Consider the following 20,309-nt stretch of genomic DNA (forward strand, 5'->3'; position numbering starts at 1 on the left):
TAACTCCTAAACGTTTGGGTCACGCTTTAACTGCGCCAATACACTGAACGGGTTGGACCGCGTTACCTCGTCCTCGCTCGGTTCGGGCTCATCTGCTCCCGCCGGCTGCTGGCATTCTTCCGGATGATGAGCAGGCACAATAGGCAAGGCAAGCAGAAGCTCTTCCTCGACCAGTGACTGCAGATCCAATGGATCTTCGCCCAGTTCCAGCACGTCATAACCTTTCGGTAACGACTGGGTATTCGCACCCTCCTTCACAACAGCGTAACTGCATTCGCTGTGGATCGGCAGGGTGACCAGCTCAAGACAACGCTGGCAAACCATTTTGACCTCGGTGTCGATAAAGCTGTGGATCACCACAGATTTACGTTCATCTCGTTCAAAAACGAATTTCGCCTGCACCGTACCGACATCGTCGGAAAGCGGGTCGCAGAGTCTCTTCAAATCGGCCAGCAGCAGTTCACCTTGAAGGGTGGTGCCACGGTCAGCCAATTTGCGCGGGTCAACGTGAGGTGGAATCGGGTCATTCAACATAGGCGCAGCATTATAGGGATGCACCCACCCATGTCAAAGGAAATTGTGCCCTGTCCGTCACTTGCGTGCCTCCGCTAGAATTCGCACCTGCCTCAGGAGACGCGAATGCTGCCTTTATTACTCGCTTCAAGCTCGACCTATCGTCGGGAATTGCTCGCCCGCCTGCACCTGCCGTTCGTCTGCAGCTCGCCGGATATCGATGAAAGTCATCGCCCGGGCGAATCGGCGATCGAACTGGTCAAACGCCTCGCCGAACAAAAAGCCCGAGCATTGGCTGACAGCCATCCCGCCCATCTGATTATCGGCTCGGACCAGGTTGCCGTGCTCGGCGAGCAGATCATCGGCAAGCCACACACCTTTGAGAAGGCGCGCGAGCAATTGATGGCTGCCAGCGGCGCCAGCGTGACCTTCCTCACCGGACTGGCGCTGCTCAACAGCCAGACCGGTCAATGCCAGGTCGACTGCGTGCCGTTCACGGTTCACATGCGCCAACTCGACCAAGCAAGCATTGAGCGCTACCTGCGACTGGAGCAGCCCTACGACTGCGCGGGCAGCTTCAAGGCCGAAGGACTGGGCGTGAGCCTGTTTCAATCCACCGAAGGCCCTGATGCCACCAGCCTGATCGGCCTGCCGCTGATTCGCCTGATCGACATGCTATTGGTTGAAGGCGTGCAAATCCCCTGACCCACAAAAAACCGGCCATCAAGGCCGGTTTTTTTATGCCGCGACTTTTTAACGCAACGACGGCCCATGGAAACCCATCCACATCGCCAACTGCTCAGCGACACTGGCGCCGAGCTTCTTCGAGAAGCGATCGAACGGCGATTCCTGAACAGTGAAGTCGACCAGCTCTTTCTCGCCAATCACATCACGCGCCACCGAACTGGCATTGCCCAGACCATCGATCAAGCCCAGCGGCAGCGCTTGCTCGCCTGACCAGACCAGCCCGGAGAACAGCTCCGGATGCTCTTTGTCTTTCAGGCGATCGCCACGACCCTGCTTGACGCTGTTAATGAACTGCTTGTGCGTGGTGTCCAGCACCGTCTGCCAGAACGCCGTTTCATCAGGCTTCTGCGGCTGGAACGGATCGAGGAACGACTTGTGTTCGCCCGAAGTGTACGTACGGCGCTCGACACCGAGCTTGTCCATAGTGCCAACAAAGCCGTAACCCGCCGCCGTCACGCCGATAGAGCCGACCAGGCTGGCCTTGTCGGCATAGATCTGATCCGCAGCACTGGCAATGTAATAAGCACCGGACGCGCCCAGATCGGAAATCACCGCATACAGCTTGGTATCCGGATGCAGGCCGCGCAGACGCTTGATCTCGTCATAGACATACCCCGACTGCACCGGACTGCCGCCCGGGCTATTGATGCGCAGGATCACGCCCTTGACCTTCTTGTCCTCGAACGCCGCGCGCAGGCTGCCAACAATATTATCGGCACTGGCCGGCTCTTTGTCGGCGATCATGCCGGTGACGTCGATCAACGCGGTGTAGTTCGGGCCGCGTGTGGCGCTCTTTTCCATGTCCATCAGTGGCGTGAACAGAATCAGCGCAACAAACAGATAAACAAATGTCAGCAACTTGAAGAAAATCCCCCAGCGCCGCGAACGACGCTGCTCTTGCACACCGGCGAGCAGGGTCTTTTCCAACAGCTTCCAGCTTTTCTCGTCACCGCCGTCGGCACTTGCCTTGGCCGGTGCTTTCCATTCGTCGGTCATGCCATCCACCCCAGCAAAAACGTATTAAGCCTGCTTCCCCAGCCAGGCATGCAATTCGGAAAAACGGTCGATCGACAGGCGCGGCTCGAACTGCTGCAGCGACTCGATCGATTGCGCGCCATAGCTGACGGCCACCGAATCCATCCCGGCATTGCGCGCCATCAACAGATCGAAGGACGAATCGCCGACCATCAGCGCCTGCTCCGCGCGCACACCACAATGAGCGAGGATCTGCTCCAGCATCAGAGGGTGCGGCTTGCTCGCAGTTTCATCGGCGGCGCGGGTGATATCGAAATAATCTTCCCAGCCATTGGCCTTAAGCACCCGATCCAGCCCGCGGCGATTCTTGCCGGTGGCGACGGCCAGGTGATAACCCTGCTCGCGAAAGGACGCAATCGACTCGACTACGCCCTCGAACAATGGCGAAGGCACGGCTTCCGCTGCGATGTAGTGATCGGCGTAATACTCGCGAAACGCGGTCATTTCGGCGTCACTGATCTCGGGATACAGGGTGCGAATCGCCTCAGGCAAGCCCAGACCGATAATGCCTTTGACGGCAAAATCATCACGCAACTCGAAACCGGAGCGCCCGGACGCCGAATGCATGGCTTCGACGATCCGGTGAATGGAGTCGGCCAGCGTGCCATCCCAATCGAAAATCAGCAGTTTGTAATCAGATGGGCGCACTCAATCGCTCCACGGTCTTGGCCCACATTTCATCGACCGGCGCCTGCAAGGTCAGCTTGCCGCCATCGGGCAGCGGCACTGTCAGCATGTAAGCGTGCAGGAACAGGCGCTTACCGCCCAGATCGCGAATCTCTTTGGTGAAGTCGTCATCGCCGTACTTGCTGTCACCAGCAATGCAATGGCCAGCATGCAAAGTGTGCACGCGAATCTGGTGGGTACGACCGGTAACCGGTTTAGCCTCGACCATGGTGGCGAAATCGCCGAAACGGCGCAGCACCTTGAACACGGTCAGGGCTTCTTTACCCTCGTCGTTGACTTCGACCATGCGCTCGCCGGAACGCAGGTTGCTCTTGAGTAACGGCGCACTGACCTGCTTGATCGAGGTCGCCCAGTTACCACGCACCAGCGCCATGTAACGCTTGTCGACGCCATCACCACGCAGTTTTTCGTGCAGGTGGCGCAGCATGCTGCGCTTCTTGGCGATCATCAGCAGGCCGGAGGTGTCACGGTCGAGACGGTGAACCAGCTCCAGCTCCTTGGCATCGGGACGCAACTGACGAAAGGCTTCGATCACGCCGAAATTCAAACCGCTGCCACCATGAACCGCAATGCCGGCGGGCTTGTTGATCACGATCAGGGCTTTGTCTTCGTAGACGATCGAGGCCTCAAGGCGCTGCAACAGGCCTTGGGCCAGCGGCACCGGTTCGTCACGCTCAGGCACGCGAACCGGCGGCACGCGCACGATATCGCCGGCCTGCAGCTTGTACTCGGGCTTGATCCGACCTTTGTTCACGCGCACTTCGCCTTTACGCAAAATGCGGTAAATCAAGGTCTTGGGCACGCCTTTGAGCCGGGCGAGGAGAAAATTGTCGATTCGTTGGCCGGCATACTCCGGCGAGACTTCAAGCAATTGAACGCCTGGAGTCGAAGGGGCAGTAGTTGTCATGCGGCGGATGATAACAATTTTTATGGAATTGAAGCACTTAATCATTGCTGCTATAGTCGCGAACGCCGCCAAAAGCGGCCTGGACAGAGGAACCACGGTCAAAAACCGGCCCTGACCAACGCAATTCACCAGGACGCGAGGCCGTCCTACGGGGCTTTCGCTACGTAACGGTGGAGTTTTCAGTTGTAACAAGCGCAGGTGACATGAGGCCTGAATTACACCGCCGAGCAGAGTTTTTACTCGCCTGGCAGGCACACATTCAAGGCCAGTTCACAAAGTGCAGTCAGCTGCAGATGACCCCGAGCGAATGCTTCGGAAACAACGCCTGAATTAGCCATGATGCGTGACCTCCCCTTTCGGAGCTCACGGTAAATGCCAACCCGCTGCGGATTCTGCGCGCGGCAGCACCCGAATTATCAGGGATACGTGTAGGGTGGAGATGCACAACCGCTGGACTGTGTAGCAATAGGCTTTATCAAGACGCTTCATCTCGTCCACAGCCGCTGGTTGATTCCTCCTCCTGACTGAGTGCTTAAGTAGCCACAGCAAGCAGGACGCGTACGTCGCTATATCGGCCCAATTGGCCGCATATCGCTGGACACGGGAATGGCCAACCACTCCCGACGCACCTGACACCGACCGTGAGAAGTCGTGTGTGCCGAACGCCGTTTCCGGCAGCCCGGAAACCGACGGTACTACATGAAAAGAATGCTGATTAACGCAACTCAACCCGAAGAGTTGCGTGTTGCACTGGTAGATGGCCAACGCCTCTACGACCTGGACATCGAATCCGGTGCACGCGAGCAGAAGAAGGCCAACATCTATAAAGGCCGTATCACTCGCATCGAACCAAGCCTTGAGGCTGCCTTTGTCGATTTCGGCTCCGAGCGCCACGGCTTCCTGCCCCTCAAAGAAATCTCCCGCGAATACTTCAAGAAAGCCCCGGAAGGCCGCGTCAACATCAAGGACGTCCTGAGCGAAGGCCAGGAAGTCATTGTTCAGGTCGAAAAAGAAGAACGTGGCAACAAGGGCGCTGCCCTGACCACCTTCATCAGCCTGGCCGGTCGTTACCTGGTGCTGATGCCGAACAACCCGCGTGCCGGCGGTATCTCCCGTCGCATCGAAGGCGAAGAGCGCAACGAACTGCGTGAAGCGCTGAACGGTCTGGTTGCCCCAGCGGACATGGGTCTGATCGTGCGCACTGCCGGCCTGGGCCGCAGCAGCGAAGAAATGCAGTGGGACCTCGATTACCTGCTGCAACTCTGGACCGCCATCAAAGAAGCCTCGCTGGATCGCTCCGCGCCATTCCTGATCTACCAGGAAAGCAACGTGATCATCCGCGCGATCCGCGATTATCTGCGCCAGGACATCGGCGAAGTGCTGATCGACAGCGTTGAAGCCCAGGACGAAGCCCTGACCTTCATTCGCCAGGTGATGCCGCAGTACGCCAGCAAGATCAAGCTCTACGAAGACAGCGTACCGCTGTTCAACCGTTTCCAGATCGAAAGCCAGATCGAGACCGCTTTCCAGCGCGTCGTCGAGCTGCCTTCCGGTGGCTCCATCGTTATCGATCCGACCGAAGCCCTGGTGTCCATCGACATCAACTCGGCGCGCGCCACCAAAGGCAGCGACATCGAAGAAACCGCTCTGCAAACCAACCTTGAAGCCGCCGAAGAAATCGCCCGTCAGTTGCGCCTGCGCGACATCGGCGGCCTGATCGTCATCGACTTCATCGACATGACCCCTGCCAAGAACCAGCGCGCCGTGGAAGAGAAAGTCCGCGAATGCCTGGAAGCCGACCGCGCCCGCGTGCAGATCGGCCGCATTTCGCGCTTTGGCCTGCTGGAAATGTCCCGTCAGCGCCTGCGTCCGTCCCTGGGCGAAAGCAGCGGCATCGTCTGCCCGCGTTGCAACGGCACTGGCATCATCCGTGACGTTGAATCGCTGTCGCTGGCGATCCTGCGCCTGATCGAAGAAGAAGCCCTGAAAGACCGCACTGCCGAAGTGCGCGCCCAGGTGCCGATCCCGGTCGCTGCATTCCTGCTCAACGAAAAACGCAACTCGATCACCAAGATCGAACTGCGCACCCGTGCTCGCATCGTCATTCTGCCGAACGATCACCTCGAAACGCCGCACTTCGAAGTTCAGCGTCTGCGTGACGACAGCCCGGAAGCCGCGACCAACCAGTCCAGCTACGAAATCGCTGCTGCCGCTGCCGAAGTCGAAGAAGTCCAGCCGGCCGCCGCGACCCGCACCCTGGTTCGCCAGGAAGCTGCAGTCAAGACTGCGCCGGCCCGTGCCAACGCTCCGGTTCCGAGCGAAGCCACCGCGCCTGCCGCTCCAGCACCGGCTCCGGTTGCTGCACCAGAGCCAAGCCTGTTCAAAGGTCTGGTGAAATCGCTGGTCAGCCTGTTCGCCACCAAAGAAGAGCCAGCCGCTCCGGTGGTGGTTGAAAAACCAGCCACCGAACGTCCGGCCCGCAACGAAGAACGTCGCAACGGTCGTCAGCAGAGCCGCAACCGTAACGGTCGCCGCGATGAAGAGCGCAAGCCGCGCGAAGAACGTGCTCCACGTGAAGAACGCGCTCCACGTGAGCCGCGTGAAGAGCGTGCACCACGTGAAGCCCGTGAAGTCCGCGAGCCTCGTGAAGCCCGTACCGAAGCGCCAGTAGCTCGCGAAGAGCGCGCACCACGTGCTCCGCGTGAAGAACGTGCACCTCGTGCACCGCGCGAAGACCGCAAGCCACGTGGCGAGCGTGAAGAGCGTGTGCGTGAACTGCGCGAGCCACTGGACGCCGTTCCAGCCGCTGCAGCTGCCGTTGCCGTTACCGCTGAAGAACGCCCGGCCCGTCAGCCACGTGAAGAACGCGCACCGCGTCCGCCACGTGAAGAGCGTCAACCGCGTGCCGAACAGGCCGCTGCTGCCGTCGCTGAAGAAGAAGTGAACAGCAACGAAGAGCAACTGCCGGAAGACGGTTCGGAGAACGCTGAAGGCGATCGTCCACGTCGTCGCTCCCGCGGTCAGCGTCGTCGCAGCAACCGTCGTGAGCGTCAGCGTGATGCCAACGGCAACGTGATCGAAGGTTCGGAAGAATCCGAAGCCGGCGAAAACGCTGAAGCGCCAGGCACTGCCGATCTGGCTGCTGGCCTGGCTGTAACCGCCGCTGTTGCCAGCAGCGTGATCAGTGCGCCGGCTGAAGCACAAGCCCACGAGCAAGCTGAACGCGCTACCGCGGCTGTTCAGGAAACCACTGCAGTGGAAGCGCCGGTTGTTGAAGCAACCACGCCGGTAGAAGTGGTTGCTGCTCCGGAAGTCGAAGTGGCACCGGTTCAGGAAACCCTGCCTCAGGTTGAACCAGCGCCAGTTGTGGCTGCCGAGCCAGTGGTTGAAACCGTCGCAGAAACCGTGACCGAAACCGTGCGTGAAGTTCGCGAAGAGCAGACTGCCTTCAACTGGGTTGCCGAGCCGACTGTTGCTGAAAAACCTGCGCCAGTGGTTGAAGCGCCGGTTGTTGAAGCCCCCGTGTTCGAACACGCCAAGGCTGCCGAGCCAGTGGTCGTCGCTGAACCAGCGCCTGCCGTTCAAGCTCCGGTTGTCGAAACTCCAGTAGTTGCAGAGGCTGCCCCGGTAGTTGAAGCTCCGGCTCCGGTCAGCGCTCTGACGCCAAGCGGCCGCGCGCCAAACGACCCACGTGAAGTGCGTCGTCGCAAGCGTGAAGAAGAGCGTCTGCAGAAGGAAGCCGAACTGGCTGCCGCTGCTGCTCCAGTCGCTGCCGAGCCAGCCGTGGTTGCTGAAGTGGTCGAGGCAGCTCCTGCCCCGGTGACTGAAGAAGCCGTAGTTGAGTCGGTGATTGCTGAAGCACCACGCTCCGTTCAGGACGCAGCCGAGCAACACCAAGAGGCCGAGGAAAAAGAACACGAGCCTAAACCTCTCGTGTAATTTCCAAAGCCGTTAAAAAGCCCCGCCCGGTGAAAACCTGGCGGGGCTTTTTTATACTGTTTAAAAGATCAAAAGATCGCAGCCTTCGGCAGCTCCTACATTGAAATGCGATCACATGTAGGAGTTGCCGAAGGCTGCGATCTTTTGATCTTGCTGTTATTTGAAAACCAACGCCTCCGGTACATCGATATCCCACAACACCCCAGGATCATCCACCGCCACTTCCACCACCCTCCCCTGCTTGAACAACGGTCTGGCCCCACGATCGCCTCTCAATGCCTGCAACCCCGGACCAAACGAGCGCCCAAACCCCACCGGATGACCAAACTCGCCACCCTGAACCGGCACGCTCACCGCATCATCGGCAATGGCCGCGACCACCCGCTCGATACTCGACGGCAAGATAAACGGCATATCCCCCAACACAATCAACCAGCCATCCGCCTCCGGGCATGCCGCGACGCCCGCAGCAATACTGTCGCCCATCCCGGTCGATTCAATCGAGACCACGTCACAGCCATACGCCTGCGCCATGCGCATCGCCTGCGGCCGCGCCTCGGTCGTCACCAGCACGCGCTTGTCGAGAATGGCCGGCAGATTCACCAGCACCTGCTCGATCACCGAACGCACCGCGCCATCCCTCCCGGTGCAGTCCGCCAGCAACTTGTCCTTATCGGCACCCGCCACTTGGCGAAAACGGCTGCCCTCACCCGCCGCCAGCACAATCACTGCAATGGATCGACTCATGCGTCCTCCAAAGTTTTCTTCTGCTTCAACTCCACGCCGTTCTTGATCGCGACAATCTCCGCCAACAATGACAAGGCAATTTCTGCCGGCGAATGACTACCAATGTGCAGACCGATTGGCCCGTGCAGGCGTTCGATCGCCTGTACCGACAAGCCTAGCTGAGCCAGATTTTCGCGGCGCTTCTGACTATTGACCCGCGAGCCGAGTGCGCCGACGTAAAAGGCCGGCGAATCCAGCGCCGTCAGCAACGCCATGTCATCCAGACGCGGATCATGGGTCAACGCGACAATCGCCGTGCGCTCATCGGTCTGGATGCTCAACACCGCGTCATCCGGCATGCCCGGGACGAAGCGACCGTGGTGCTCTTCCCAACCGTAAACAAACTCGGTGCGCGGATCGCAGATGAGCACTTCGAAATCCAGCAGCCGCGCCATGTCCGCGACGTAGCGCGATAACTGCCCGGCACCGATCAACAGCAAGCGCCAGCGCGGCCCGTAGATTGCGCGCAGGGTTTTGCCATCGAACTCCAGCGAATCACTTTTACTCGCCGGTGACAGCAGCACTTCACCGGTTTCGATGTTCAACTCGCGAGCGACGATCTCGTGAGCCTCGCAACGGGACAGTAATTCAGCGACCCACGCAGGATCGCCGACACGCTCTTCAGTCAGGCGCAACGTGCCGCCACAAGGCAAGCCAAAGCGCGCTGCCTCCTCGCGTGTGACGCCATAAGTGATCAACTGCACCGGCGGCCCATCGATGGCGATGCGCCCGTCGTGCAGACGGGCGATCAAGTCATCCTCGACGCAGCCGCCCGACACCGACCCGATCACCACGCCATCCTCACGCAAGGCGAGCATGGCACCGGGCGCCCGCGGCGCCGTGCCCCAAGTCTGCACCACACTGAACAGCACCACCCGCTGTCCGGCGCGGCGCCATTCAAGGACGCTGCGCAAGACATTGAGATCGACGCTGTCCATTAAGCTTCTGCCTTCTGCCAGCCCTGCAGTTGATAACGCACCGGCAGATTGCGGATGCGCTTGCCGGTGGCGGCAAAGATCGCGTTACACAGGGCCGGAGCAATCGGCGGCACGCCCGGTTCGCCGACACCGCCCAAAGGTACGTCGCCCGGCGGCGTCACCAGATGCACGGCAACTTCCTTCGGCGCCAGCGACATGCGCGCCACTTCGTACATGTGGAAGTTGTCCTGCTGCACCTTGCCATCCTTGAAGCTGATTTCCCCCAGCACCGCATTACCGAGGCCCATCACACACGCGCCTTCGAACTGTGAGCGAATGCGTTCAGGATTGATCTGCGGCCCGCAATCCACGGCGATATCCGCCTTGTGCACAATCAAGGAACCATCATCCTTGACCTCGACTTCGATCACCGCCGCCACGTAAGTGACGAAGCTGTAATGCACTGCCAGGCCCAGACCACGGCCCTTGGGCAGTTTGCGGCCCCAACCGGCCGCCTTCGCAGCAGTTTCCAGCACCGTACGCATACGCCCGGTATCGATCGGATAACGCTCGGGCGACTCGCCGTAGTTCCACTCTTCGCTCAAGGTGCGCGGGTCGATCTGGCGATCAGGGCCAAGCAGTTTGATCTGATACTTGAGCGGATCCTCACCGGCCTTGTGCGCCAGCTCATCGACGAAACTCTGGATGGCAAAACCATGGGGAATGTTCGACACCGAGCGATACCAGCCAACCCGCGTGTGCACGGTCGCTTCGGGGTTTTCCAGGCGCACGTTGGGAATCGCGTAGGCCATGTTGGTGAAGCCCATGCCCAGCTCGAAGGCTGCTTCATGGTTCATGCCCGGCGCGAACAGCGCGGTGATGCTCGGCGCCACGGTGCGATGCAACCAGCCGGACGGCATGCCGTCCTTGCCCACGCCCGCCTTCAAATACTCGGCGGACACAGTGTGGAAATACGAGTTGTGAATGTCATCTTCACGGGTCCATTGCACCCGCACAGCCTTGCCGGGAAATTCTTTGGCGAGAATCGCTGCTTCGACGACGAAATCCGGTTTCGACTTGCGACCGAAACCACCGCCAAGCAAGGTGACATTGAAGGTGACGTTATCGAACGGCAGTCCAAGACGCTCGGCGATGCGCTCGCGGGTGACTTGTGGCGCCTGACTCGGTGCCCAGGCTTCGCAAACGCCGTCCTTGTACCGGGCGATGGCGACCATCGGCTCCATCGGCGCCTGGGCCAGATGCGGTAAATAGTAAGAAGCTTCGAGGGTACTGGCAGCACCGCTCAGGGCCTTGTCGATATCACCGGTGTTGCGCACCACTTTGCCGGGTTTCAGCGATGCGGCTTCCAGCTCCTTGCGATAGGCGATCGAGTCGTAACTGGCGTTCGGACCGTCGTCCCATTCGATTTTCAGCGCCTCGCGGCCCTTGATCGCGGCCCAGGTATTGCTGGCCACGACCGCCACACCGCCCAACGGCTGAAATTCCGAAGGCAGCGGGCGGCTTTCGATCTGCAGCACTTTAAGCACGCCGGGGACTTTCAGCGCGGCGCTATCATCCAGCGATTTGACCTTGCCGCCGTACACCGCCGGACGGGCGATGGTCGCGTACAACATGCCATCGAAATGCACATCGGCGCCGTATACCGCACGACCGTTGACGATGTCTGCGCCATCGATGGCTTTCGTGCCTTCCTTGCCGATGTAGCGAAACTCCGACGGCTGCTTGAGGCGCAGACTGTCGCGCGCCGGCACCGGCAACGCACTGGCGGCGGCGGCAAGTTCGCCATAACCCAGTTCACGGCCGGACGGTTTGTGCAGCACTTTATGTAACTGTGCGTGGCATTCGCCTACCGGCACGTTCCACTGCGCAGCAGCCGCCTGCTCAAGCATGGTTCGCGCGGCCGCGCCGCAACGCCGCATCGGTTCAAACCAATGGCGCATGCTGCGCGAACCGTCAGTGTCCTGGTTACCGAAGCGCACCTCATCACCCGGCGCCTGCTGCACTTTGACCCGGGCCCAGTCGGCTTCCAGCTCATCGGCAACGACCATGGTCAGACTGGTGCGCACGCCCTGGCCCATCTCGGAGCGGTTGCAGACCACCGTGACGGTGCCGTCAGCGGCAATGCTCACATAGACCTTCGGATCATCAATCCAGCCATTGGGCATGCCATCGGCGCCGAATTGCTTCGGTTTGTCCTCGGCCAACGCATCCTGCCAACCCCAACTGGCGGCCAGCACCAGGGCGCCGGTGGCGCCGACGCCTTTGAGGAAACCGCGACGGCTGAGATTGCTCAGGGCGAAATCATTCGGCAGGTGGCTCATGCCTTGGCCTCCTTCAAGTGCGTGGACGCCTGACGGATCGCGGTCTTGATCCGGTTGTAGGTGCCGCAGCGGCAGATGTTGCCGACCATGGCTTCTTCGATCTGCTCGTCGCTCGGGTTCGGGTTGGTCTTGAGCAACGCAGTGGCCGACATGATTTGCCCGCCCTGACAAAAACCGCATTGGGCGACAGCCGTGTCGAGCCAGGCTTGCTGGACGATCTGACCCACCGGATCGGCGTGCAGGTTGTCGATAGTGGTGACGTTCTGGCCGACCACCGAGCCGATCGGCGTGATGCAACTGCGCGCCGGCAAGCCGTCGATATGAATGGTGCAGGCGCCGCACAAGCCCATGCCGCAGCCGAACTTGGTGCCGTTGTAACCGGCGACATCACGAATCGCCCACAACAGTGGCATGTCTTCAGTGACATCGAGGGGATGGTCTTGACCGTTGAGTTTCAGGGTAATCATGGGCACGCCCGCATATTTTTGGTGGTTATCGGGTCGAGCAATCTGCCGCCGTTGAATCGGCGGTGGTTCACGCAGATCGACTCAGGCTAATCAGGCTCTCTTGTGCCGACGGGAACGTCTGCACCGGGCCTTTGGTGGAGCAAATGACGGTTATCGTTAGCTCGCTAAGTTAACCCAGCATTAACAAAAAAGCCCTGCTGAGACAGGGCTTTTCAGTGGCGAGCTTCTAGCTACACGCTGCACGTAAAGGCAATAGCTGGTTCATGTTGGAAAGATTGTAGCTTGCCGCTAAAAGCTTGAAGCTCGCAGCTGCTTCAATACCGATTGGGCTCCATTTCCAGCTCGACATTGAAACGTTCGGCAATGTCTTTCTGGATGCGTTGCGCCAGATCGAGCAGTTGCAGCCCGGTTGCCGTCCCGTAGTTGACCAATACCAGTGCCTGCAACTTATGCACGCCGGCATCGGCCTCGCGGAAACCTTTCCAGCCGGCCCGCTCGATCAACCAACCGGCGGCCAGTTTCATCTGCCCGTCCGGTTGCGCGTACGCCACCATATCCGGATGTTGCGCTTTGATCTGGGCAACGATGGCCGCCGACACCAGCGGATTCTTGAAGAAGCTGCCGGCGTTGCCGAGCACCGCCGGGTCCGGCAGTTTTTCACTGCGGATGCTGCAAATCGCGCGACTGACGTCGGTCGGCGTCGGCTGCTCGATACCCTGCTCGCTCAGGCGCTGACGCACCGGGCCGTATTCCAGATGCAGATGGGCGACGCGGTCGAGCGCAAAACGCACGCGCAGAATCAGCCAACGCCCTGGCTGCTGCTTGAACAGACTGTCGCGGTAGGCGAAGTTGCATTCTTCGAGGCTGAAATCGCGCAATTCGCCGGTCTGGCGATCCAGCGCAGTCAGTCCGGCAAACACATCCTTGATCTCGACACCGTAGGCACCGATGTTCTGCATCGGCGCGGCGCCGACCGTGCCGGGAATCAGGCTGAGGTTTTCCAGTCCGGAAAAGCCCTGCGCCAACGTGTATTGCACAAAGGGATGCCACGGCTCGCCGGCTTCAGCCTCGATCACCACGCGGCTGCCATCATCGCTGATCACGTGGATCCCGCGCGTTGCCATGCGCAGCACCAGCGCCGCGATGTCGGCAGTCAGCAGCAAGTTGCTGCCACCGCCGATCACCAGCAACGGCACATCGTGCGCGGTGGCATAGGCCAGCGCTTCACGGACATCGGCATCGCTGTGGGCTTCGGCGAACAGTTGCGCGCGCACATCCACGCCAAAACTGTTGAACGGTTTCAGGGAAACCTGCGGTTGCACCTGCAAACTCATAACCGGCCCTTCACTTCGATCAACAATTGGTCACATGCAGCTTCGATCAGGTCCAGCACTTGCTCGAAACCCTGATCGCCGTCGTAATACGGATCTGGCACTTCATCGACGACGCCGGCATAACGGCGCAGAAACAGATCCAGCTCGGCTTTGCCGGTGGATGGCTGCAACGCCTTGAGGTTGCGCAGGTTGCTGTTGTCCATCGCCAGAATCAGGTCATAACTGGCGAAATCGGCACGGCTGACCTGCTGCGCGCGTTGCGCCGACAGGTCATAGCCGCGCACTTTGGCGGCGGCCTGGCTGCGCTTGTCCGGCGGGTTGCCGACGTGCCAGTCACCGGTGCCGGCGGAGGCCACCTCGACCTGATCCGCCAGCCCCGCTTCACGCAATTTGTGGCGCAGTACGCCTTCGGCCGTGGGCGAACGGCAAATGTTGCCCAGGCACACAAACAGAACGCGCATCAGGCCTCCAGCAGGCGACGAACGCGCTCGAGGTCTTCAGCGGTGTCGACGCCGGTTGGCGGCGCGATCAGCGCGTCGGCGACATGAATCCGCACACCGTGCCACAGGGCGCGCAGTTGCTCGAGGGATTCCGTGTTTTCCAGCCAGCACGGGCCCCAGCTCACGAAATCGTGAAGGAAACCGGCACGGTAGGCATAAATGCCGATGTGACGACGGTACGGCACGCCTTCCGGCAATTGCTCGCGGCTCTTGGCGAACGCATCGCGCGCCCAGGGCAAGGTCGCGCGGCTGAAGGTCAGCGCCAGACCGTTGAGATCGCTGACGACCTTGACCACGTTCGGATTGAACAGGGTGTCCACGTCTTCGATCGGCTCGGCCAGCGTGGCCATGCGCGCTTCGGTGTGGGCAGCCAGATTGGCGGCGACCTGATCGATCACACTCGGCGGGATCAGCGGCTCGTCACCCTGCACGTTGACCACGATCGCGTCGGGCTCAAGACCCAGTTTCGCCGCGACTTCGGCCAGACGATCGGTGCCGGAATTGTGATCCTCACGGGTCAGCACCACTTCGGCACCAAAAGCCTTGCAGGCCTCGACGATGCGCGCATCGTCGGTCGCGACGACCACACGGCTGGCGCTGCTTTTGCTCGCCTGTTCCCAGACGTGCTGGATCATCGGCTTGCCGGCGATGTCCAGCAACGGCTTGCCCGGCAAACGGGTCGAGGCAAAACGCGACGGGATGACAACGGTAAAGGCAGTGGTCATTTATCCAGACGCTCATCGGTGGTCAGGGTGCGGGCTTCGCTTTCGAGCATCACCGGGATGCCGTCGCGGATTGGGTAGGCCAGACCGGCGCCCTTGCTGATCAACTCGGTCTTGTCAGCGCTGAGCTTGAGCGGGCCTTTGCAGATCGGGCACGCGAGGATATCGAGCAATTTGGTGTCCATGAACTTTCCCTGAGTAAAAAATTAAGGCAAAAGACGATCCGGCAACAGGCGCACCAACTGCGTGTCGAACCAAGCCACAAAGGCTGGCGACGGCAGTGCATCGACCGCCAGATACCACCAGTCGGCAGCCGCGAAGGCACGGCACTTCACCGCGTCTTTTTCGGTCATCACCAATGGCAATGACGGTGTGAAATTCAAGGCCTGCACGCTGTACTCGGCGTGGTCGGCAAACGCATGGGGGACTGCTCGCCAGTCTAGCGCTTCGAGGGTATTGAAGAAACGTTGTGGATTGCCGATCCCGGCCACCGCATGCACGGCCTGGCCGGGCGGAAAATGATCGAGCGACTTGCGCTCGCCGCTGCGCAGATTGACCAGTGCGGTCGGTTGCAGGCGGAAAGCGAAACCGTCGTCGCGGTCTTCGCTGGCACCATTGAACAGCACGCCGTCGACACTTTGCAGGCGCTCAATCGGTTCACGCAACGGCCCTGCCGGCAAACAGCGTTTGTTACCAAGGCCGCGAGCGGCGTCGATCAGCACCAGCTCCAGATCCCGCGCCAGACGGTAATGCTGCATACCGTCGTCGGACAGAATCAGGTCCAGCGGTTCGCTGGCGAGCAAGGCTTTGACGGCGGCGCTGCGATCGGGATCGATCATCAGCGGCACGCCGGTGCGCTGGACGATCAGCAACGGTTCGTCACCGGCAATGTCAGCAGTTTGCTCGGCCTCAACGCGCCACGGCAGTTGCGGCGGCTTGGCGCCGTAACCACGGCTGACCACACCGACGCGCAAACCGCTGCGCCGGCAATGTTCGATCAACCAGAGAATCATCGGCGTCTTGCCGGTGCCACCGACGGTGATGTTGCCGACCACGATCAGCGGCACGGACGGCTGATAGATTTCACCCTGACCGGCGAGAAAGCGCTGGCGTTTTCCCACCACCACGCGGCGATACAGCATTTCCAGCGGCCGCAGCAGCGTCAGGGCCGGGTGCCCCTGATACCACGCGGCGAGCAAGCGATCGGACAGGCTCATCAGGATTTGGGCGCCGCCTCGACCGTGGTCATGCGCAGATGGCTGAAACCGAGCTTGCCGGCCGCGTCCATGGCGGTGATCACGGATTGATGCTGAGTCTTGCCATCGGCACTGATCGACAACGGCATGTTGGTGTCGCCGTTGGACTCTTTCTGCATGGCTTCCATCAGGGTCGCCAGGTCGTTCTTCGGCAGAATCTTGTTGTTCACCGAAAACACACCTTCGGCGCTGATGGCGACGTCGATCTGCTTGAGCTGTTGATCTTCGGCTGGCGAGCCGCTAACCGCCTCCGGCAGATCGACGCGCAGCTGGGTTTCGCGAGTGAACGTGGTGGTCACGACGAAAAACAGCAGCAGAATGAACACCACGTCGATCAGCGACGCGAGGTTGATGTCGATGGTTTCCCGAGGCTTGCGACGGAATTTCACGCGCGGCCCTCGGCCAGGTCGACGTCACGATCGCCCTGCACCACTTCAACCAGTTTGATCGCTTCCTGCTCCATGCCCACCACCAATTCATCGATGCGGCGTTGCAGGAAGCGGTGGAAGAACACCGCCGGGATACCGACCATCAGGCCCGCTGCGGTGGTGATCAGCGCTTTGGAGATACCACCGGCCAGGACCGAAGCGTTGGTGGTCATGCCCGAACCGGTGAACGCGCTGAAAATATCGATCATGCCCAGCACCGTGCCCAGCAGGCCCAGCAGCGGCGCCATGGCGGCGATGGTGCCCAGCGCATTGATGTAGCGTTCGAGTTCGTGAATGACCCGGGCGGCGGCCTCTTCGATGCACTCTTTCATGATCTCGCGACCATGCTTGGAGTTGGCCAGACCGGCGGCGAGGATTTCCCCCAGCGGCGAATTGGCGCGCAATTCCTTGAGTTTTTCTTTATTGAGCTGCTTGTCCTTGATCCAGACCCAGACCTGGCCCAGCAGATGCTCGGGGGTGACGCGACTGGCGCGCAGGGTCCACAGGCGTTCGGCAACGATCGCCATAGCCGCGATGGAGCTCAGAATGATCGGCAACATCATCCAGCCGCCGGATTTGACCAATTCCCACACAGTGACAGTCCCCTCGAAAAAGTGCGCCACTTTACCATACCGATTGACGATTAAGACCCGCCGCCCCGACGACCGTGACGCCCCATTGACCCACGTCCCGATCAGCGGGTCAGTGCGGGCGGATCACGCCAGAACCGCCGCTGATGACGCATCGTGCGTGGCGCCCTGAAGCGACCCAATTGCAGATGAATGGCACCCTGCTCGGCGCTGTCGTAAATCTGCAGGCTCAGTTTGCGATAACGCGCCAACACAGTCGGATGCGGATGGCCAAAGGAGTTGCCCTGGCCTCGAGAGATCAACACGGACTCAGGCTTCAGGACTTTGAGCAGCGCCATTGACGATGAACTGCGGCTGCCATGATGAGGTGACTGCAGCCATTGCGTCGGCACGGCCAATGGACTGTCGAGCAGCACGCGTTCGGCGTGGGTGTCGATATCGCCGGTCAGCAGCAAGCGCTCGCCATTGGCCTCGATCTGCAATACGCAGGAACGCTGATTGCTGTCGCGAGCGTCCGCCCACTGCCAGAGTTGAAAACGCACGCCGTCCCACTGCCATTGCCGGCCACTTGCGCAGTCTCCGGCGTTCAATTGCGCGGGCAATCCCGCCGGGTCGCCGCTGATCACCTGATCAACGGTCAACCCACGACTGATCGCCAAAGCGCCGCCAGCGTGATCGGCGTCAGCATGACTGAGCAGCATCAAATCGAGTTTTTCCACACTGAGTTTGCGCAATGCGGGCAGCACCACACGCTCGCCGAGATCGAACTCACCAAAGCGCGGCCCCGCATCGTAGAGCAATGCGTGATGACGAGTACGAATCAGGATGGCCAGGCCTTGGCCGACATCGAGCTGCCAGATATCGGCCAGGCCTTCATCCAGCCGCTCGCGCGGCGGCACGATCAGCAATAACAGCAACGGCCAGCCCAGTGGACGCAGCGGCACGCCGCGCGGCAACAGCAACAACACGGCGCCGAGGCTGCCGATGGCCCAGAGCCAAACGGGTATCGAGGGTACGATCCACGCCGGCCAATGCCAGGCAATCATTGCCAGCGTGCGAAACAGCCCATCGATCAAACCGCCGGCCAGCCATAGCAGGCCGGCGCCGACATAAGGAACCGGCAACAACACCGTCCCGAGCAGCGCCGGCGGTAACACCGCAAGACTGACCCAGGGCACCGCGAGCAAATTGGCCAGCGGCCCGCTGAGGCTCATCGGCAGGTTCAGCGCCAGCAACACCGGGCACAAACCAATCGCGATCAACCATTGCGCCCGCGTCCAGGTCTGCCACCAGCGCCACGCGCCCAAGCGGCCGCCAAAGGTAAAAATCAGCACCGCCACCGCTGCAAACGAGAGCCACAGACCCGGGCGCAAACTGGCGAGCGGGTCCAGCAACAGCACAGCGTTGAACGCCAGCAGCAGTGGCCACCATGGGCCAAGATGACGAAAGCGCAGGCGCCACAACAGCACCAGCCCGACCATCACGCAGGCGCGCTGCACCGGCACATCGAACCCGGCGAGCAAGGCATAGCCCAGTGCTGCTGCGAACGCCAGACCACAGGCCCACGGCAGCCATGGCCAGCGCAGCGGCCACAGGCCAAATCGCGCCAGGCCGGCGACCAGCCCATACATCAGCGCCGCCAGCAAACCGATGTGCTGACCGGAAATCACTAGCAAGTGCACCGTTCCGGTGTCCTGCAGAATCTGCCAGTCCTCGCGACTGAGTCCCGAACCGTCGCCCAGCACCAGCGCCGCCAATGCGCCGTTTCGCCCCTGCGCGTCCACGCTCAGCAAACGCTGGCGAATGCTGTCACGCCAAGCCCAGCGCGCTTCGCTCAAGCGCTGGCCGTCCTTGATCGTGCCGGTGGCGCCAATGCGTTGCGCCAGCAGCCAGGCCTCATAGTCGAACGCATATGGATTGCGCAAGCCACCGGGACGCTTGAGCTTGACTGCCAAACGCCAACGCTCGCCACTGTTGACCGGCGGCCCGGCGTACCAGGCGAGCCGCATCAGCGATGGCAGCTTTTCGTGACGTGATCGCGCATCGGCCAATTCGAAGCGCACCACGCCGTCACTGTTCTGCGGCAAACCGACAACCCGCCCTTCAACCCACCGGGTTTCGCCATCCAGCCCGGTCGGTAAACGGTCATTCAACGCCCATTGCGCACCGACGCTGGCCCATGTGAAGCCAAACAGCAAAAACGCCAAGGGATAGCTGCGAAACGGCAGCAGCATCAACACCACGACCGGCAACAACAGCATCAACCAGACCGGCGGTAATGCCGGCATAAAAACCGCGACCAGCAGACCGACTGCGAGCGCCATCATCCCTGTGCGCATAAGCCCGTCCTTGAGAGTCCCACAACTAGGCATAGCGGGTGTCGGGCACGAGCGTCGTCAACAATTGTCACAAAGTCTGAATGGGCGCTTCGTAGAATCCAGACATACTTGCCGCCTTAACCGACCGAGAAGCCTTATGCCCCGGCGCTTATTCAAACGTTACATGCCTGACCCGACGAGCATCAGGGAACACAAATCCTTACGCTTTCTCGGCAAGTTGCTGCATGACCCGAACCTCTGGCACCTCAATCGTCACTCCGTCGCCCGGGCGATGGCGGTCGGTCTGTTCGCCGCGTTCCTGCCGATACCGGCGCAGATGCTGGTGGCGGCCGCGCTGGCGATCACCGTACGGGGCAACATGCCGATTGCCGTCAGTCTGGTCTGGCTGACCAATCCGATCACCATGCCGGCGGTGTTCTTCTGCACCTATCAGGCCGGGGCGTTTTTGATGGATGTGCCCGCCCGGCATCTGCCGGACGAGTTGACTTGGGAGTGGATCAGCGGCGAGTTGTCGACGTTGTGGCAGCCGTTTCTGCTCGGCTCGGTGGTGGTGGGACTGGTACTCGGCGCCCTCGCCTACTGCATTGTGATGATGTATTGGCGCTGGTGGGTGGCGCGGCAATGGGCGCGGCGCAAGAAAAGTCGCATGCGCTGAATGCAAAACGGCCTCCGCAGTGGGAGGCCGTTTTGATTTGTGGCGTCTGCATTCGCGAGCAGGCTCGCTCCCACAGGAGATCTTCAGCACAACATAGATCCAATGTGGGAGCGAGCCTGCTCGCGAAGAAATCGACGCGGTTCCG

The 20,309-nt window shown here is 60.8% G+C and carries 19 protein-coding genes; 3 read left to right on the forward strand and 16 right to left on the reverse strand.

What is annotated here, in order from left to right; all coding sequences use genetic code 11:
- Nucleotides 1-6: 6 nt before the first annotated feature.
- Complete coding sequence (locus BK670_RS23175) at nucleotides 7-534, reverse strand: YceD family protein (protein WP_038364482.1); 528 nt, start codon at nucleotides 532-534, stop codon at nucleotides 7-9.
- 105 nt (nucleotides 535-639) lie between these two features.
- Here BK670_RS23175 and BK670_RS23180 point away from each other — a divergent pair, with 105 nt between their 5' ends.
- The gene (locus BK670_RS23180) at nucleotides 640-1,218 is read left to right on the forward strand and encodes a Maf family protein (RefSeq protein WP_123453250.1); all 579 of its coding nucleotides are present in this window, start codon (nucleotides 640-642) and stop codon (nucleotides 1,216-1,218) included.
- Nucleotides 1,219-1,266: 48 nt separating this feature from the next.
- Here the strand turns inward: BK670_RS23180 and BK670_RS23185 are convergent, their stop codons facing one another.
- The 3 genes from BK670_RS23185 to rluC are packed head-to-tail and all read right to left on the reverse strand — an operon-like array spanning nucleotide 1,267 to nucleotide 3,889.
- A complete protein-coding gene (locus tag BK670_RS23185; protein WP_123453252.1) occupies nucleotides 1,267-2,256 on the reverse strand; it encodes a S49 family peptidase in 990 nt (329 codons plus the stop codon).
- Between the two features lie 24 nt (nucleotides 2,257-2,280).
- A complete protein-coding gene (locus BK670_RS23190; RefSeq protein WP_123453254.1) occupies nucleotides 2,281-2,943 on the reverse strand; it encodes an HAD-IA family hydrolase in 663 nt (220 codons plus the stop codon).
- On the reverse strand, nucleotides 2,930-3,889 hold the full coding sequence (gene rluC, locus BK670_RS23195; RefSeq protein WP_103306709.1) for a 23S rRNA pseudouridine(955/2504/2580) synthase RluC: 960 nt from the start codon (nucleotides 3,887-3,889) through the stop codon (nucleotides 2,930-2,932). The genes BK670_RS23190 and rluC overlap by 14 nt, the downstream gene beginning before the upstream one ends.
- 699 nt (nucleotides 3,890-4,588) lie before the next feature.
- Between rluC and rne the strand changes: the two genes are divergently transcribed.
- Nucleotides 4,589-7,828, forward strand: coding sequence for a ribonuclease E (gene rne / locus BK670_RS23205; RefSeq protein WP_123453256.1), 3,240 nt, complete (start codon nucleotides 4,589-4,591; stop codon nucleotides 7,826-7,828).
- 156 nt (nucleotides 7,829-7,984) lie between these two features.
- On the opposite strand, the gene BK670_RS23210 is transcribed toward rne, so the two are convergent.
- The 12 genes from BK670_RS23210 to BK670_RS23265 all read right to left on the reverse strand — a co-directional run bounded on the left by BK670_RS23210 (nucleotide 7,985) and on the right by BK670_RS23265 (nucleotide 19,509).
- Nucleotides 7,985-8,575, reverse strand: coding sequence for a nucleotidyltransferase family protein (locus BK670_RS23210; RefSeq protein ID WP_123453259.1), 591 nt, complete (start codon nucleotides 8,573-8,575; stop codon nucleotides 7,985-7,987).
- Nucleotides 8,572-9,552 carry an XdhC family protein gene (locus BK670_RS23215; RefSeq protein ID WP_123453261.1) on the reverse strand — a complete coding sequence of 327 codons (981 nt, stop codon included), beginning with the start codon at nucleotides 9,550-9,552 and terminating at the stop codon, nucleotides 8,572-8,574. Before BK670_RS23215 ends, BK670_RS23210 begins: the two co-directional genes overlap by 4 nt.
- The gene (locus tag BK670_RS23220) at nucleotides 9,552-11,873 is read right to left on the reverse strand and encodes a xanthine dehydrogenase family protein molybdopterin-binding subunit (protein ID WP_123453263.1); all 2,322 of its coding nucleotides are present in this window, start codon (nucleotides 11,871-11,873) and stop codon (nucleotides 9,552-9,554) included. The genes BK670_RS23215 and BK670_RS23220 overlap by 1 nt, the downstream gene beginning before the upstream one ends.
- Nucleotides 11,870-12,340 carry a (2Fe-2S)-binding protein gene (locus tag BK670_RS23225; protein ID WP_122604981.1) on the reverse strand — a complete coding sequence of 157 codons (471 nt, stop codon included), beginning with the start codon at nucleotides 12,338-12,340 and terminating at the stop codon, nucleotides 11,870-11,872. Before BK670_RS23225 ends, BK670_RS23220 begins: the two co-directional genes overlap by 4 nt.
- 314 nt (nucleotides 12,341-12,654) lie before the next feature.
- Nucleotides 12,655-13,674, reverse strand: coding sequence for a UDP-N-acetylmuramate dehydrogenase (gene murB / locus BK670_RS23230; protein ID WP_123453265.1), 1,020 nt, complete (start codon nucleotides 13,672-13,674; stop codon nucleotides 12,655-12,657).
- Nucleotides 13,671-14,135, reverse strand: coding sequence for a low molecular weight protein-tyrosine-phosphatase (locus BK670_RS23235; protein WP_016986041.1), 465 nt, complete (start codon nucleotides 14,133-14,135; stop codon nucleotides 13,671-13,673). The genes murB and BK670_RS23235 overlap by 4 nt, the downstream gene beginning before the upstream one ends.
- The gene (gene kdsB, locus BK670_RS23240) at nucleotides 14,135-14,899 is read right to left on the reverse strand and encodes a 3-deoxy-manno-octulosonate cytidylyltransferase (protein WP_123453267.1); all 765 of its coding nucleotides are present in this window, start codon (nucleotides 14,897-14,899) and stop codon (nucleotides 14,135-14,137) included. Before kdsB ends, BK670_RS23235 begins: the two co-directional genes overlap by 1 nt.
- The gene (locus BK670_RS23245; protein WP_003174668.1) at nucleotides 14,896-15,081 is read right to left on the reverse strand and encodes a Trm112 family protein; all 186 of its coding nucleotides are present in this window, start codon (nucleotides 15,079-15,081) and stop codon (nucleotides 14,896-14,898) included. The genes kdsB and BK670_RS23245 overlap by 4 nt, the downstream gene beginning before the upstream one ends.
- A gap of 21 nt (nucleotides 15,082-15,102) precedes the next feature.
- Nucleotides 15,103-16,113 (reverse strand): tetraacyldisaccharide 4'-kinase, encoded by a 1,011-nt coding sequence (gene lpxK / locus BK670_RS23250; protein WP_123453269.1) that lies wholly within the window; start codon nucleotides 16,111-16,113, stop codon nucleotides 15,103-15,105.
- On the reverse strand, nucleotides 16,113-16,541 hold the full coding sequence (locus BK670_RS23255) for an ExbD/TolR family protein (protein WP_007908223.1): 429 nt from the start codon (nucleotides 16,539-16,541) through the stop codon (nucleotides 16,113-16,115). The genes lpxK and BK670_RS23255 overlap by 1 nt, the downstream gene beginning before the upstream one ends.
- Complete coding sequence (locus tag BK670_RS23260) at nucleotides 16,538-17,173, reverse strand: MotA/TolQ/ExbB proton channel family protein (protein WP_042560451.1); 636 nt, start codon at nucleotides 17,171-17,173, stop codon at nucleotides 16,538-16,540. The genes BK670_RS23255 and BK670_RS23260 overlap by 4 nt, the downstream gene beginning before the upstream one ends.
- A 101-nt stretch (nucleotides 17,174-17,274) precedes the next feature.
- Nucleotides 17,275-19,509, reverse strand: coding sequence for a DNA internalization-related competence protein ComEC/Rec2 (locus BK670_RS23265; RefSeq protein ID WP_123453271.1), 2,235 nt, complete (start codon nucleotides 19,507-19,509; stop codon nucleotides 17,275-17,277).
- 136 nt (nucleotides 19,510-19,645) lie between these two features.
- Here BK670_RS23265 and BK670_RS23270 point away from each other — a divergent pair, with 136 nt between their 5' ends.
- The gene (locus BK670_RS23270) at nucleotides 19,646-20,164 is read left to right on the forward strand and encodes a DUF2062 domain-containing protein (protein ID WP_122842567.1); all 519 of its coding nucleotides are present in this window, start codon (nucleotides 19,646-19,648) and stop codon (nucleotides 20,162-20,164) included.
- Nucleotides 20,165-20,309: the final 145 nt, after the last annotated feature.

Source organism: Pseudomonas fluorescens, from assembly GCF_003732425.1.
GTDB lineage: Bacteria > Pseudomonadota > Gammaproteobacteria > Pseudomonadales > Pseudomonadaceae > Aquipseudomonas > Aquipseudomonas fluorescens_BE.

Bases quoted from the DNA above. Each gene is read 5' to 3' on its own strand.
- BK670_RS23175 (WP_038364482.1), bottom strand. From the start codon at position 534: ATGTTGAATGACCCGATTCCACCTCACGTTGACCCGCGCAAATTGGCT.
- BK670_RS23180 (WP_123453250.1), top strand. From the start codon at position 640: ATGCTGCCTTTATTACTCGCTTCAAGCTCGACCTATCGTCGGGAATTG.
- BK670_RS23185 (WP_123453252.1), bottom strand. From the start codon at position 2,256: ATGACCGACGAATGGAAAGCACCGGCCAAGGCAAGTGCCGACGGCGGT.
- rluC (WP_103306709.1), bottom strand. From the start codon at position 3,889: ATGACAACTACTGCCCCTTCGACTCCAGGCGTTCAATTGCTTGAAGTC.
- rne (WP_123453256.1), top strand. From the start codon at position 4,589: ATGAAAAGAATGCTGATTAACGCAACTCAACCCGAAGAGTTGCGTGTT.
- BK670_RS23210 (WP_123453259.1), bottom strand. From the start codon at position 8,575: ATGAGTCGATCCATTGCAGTGATTGTGCTGGCGGCGGGTGAGGGCAGC.
- BK670_RS23215 (WP_123453261.1), bottom strand. From the start codon at position 9,552: ATGGACAGCGTCGATCTCAATGTCTTGCGCAGCGTCCTTGAATGGCGC.
- BK670_RS23220 (WP_123453263.1), bottom strand. From the start codon at position 11,873: ATGAGCCACCTGCCGAATGATTTCGCCCTGAGCAATCTCAGCCGTCGC.
- BK670_RS23225 (WP_122604981.1), bottom strand. From the start codon at position 12,340: ATGATTACCCTGAAACTCAACGGTCAAGACCATCCCCTCGATGTCACT.
- murB (WP_123453265.1), bottom strand. From the start codon at position 13,674: ATGAGTTTGCAGGTGCAACCGCAGGTTTCCCTGAAACCGTTCAACAGT.
- BK670_RS23235 (WP_016986041.1), bottom strand. From the start codon at position 14,135: ATGCGCGTTCTGTTTGTGTGCCTGGGCAACATTTGCCGTTCGCCCACG.
- kdsB (WP_123453267.1), bottom strand. From the start codon at position 14,899: ATGACCACTGCCTTTACCGTTGTCATCCCGTCGCGTTTTGCCTCGACC.
- BK670_RS23245 (WP_003174668.1), bottom strand. From the start codon at position 15,081: ATGGACACCAAATTGCTCGATATCCTCGCGTGCCCGATCTGCAAAGGC.
- lpxK (WP_123453269.1), bottom strand. From the start codon at position 16,113: ATGAGCCTGTCCGATCGCTTGCTCGCCGCGTGGTATCAGGGGCACCCG.
- BK670_RS23265 (WP_123453271.1), bottom strand. From the start codon at position 19,509: ATGCGCACAGGGATGATGGCGCTCGCAGTCGGTCTGCTGGTCGCGGTT.
- BK670_RS23270 (WP_122842567.1), top strand. From the start codon at position 19,646: ATGCCCCGGCGCTTATTCAAACGTTACATGCCTGACCCGACGAGCATC.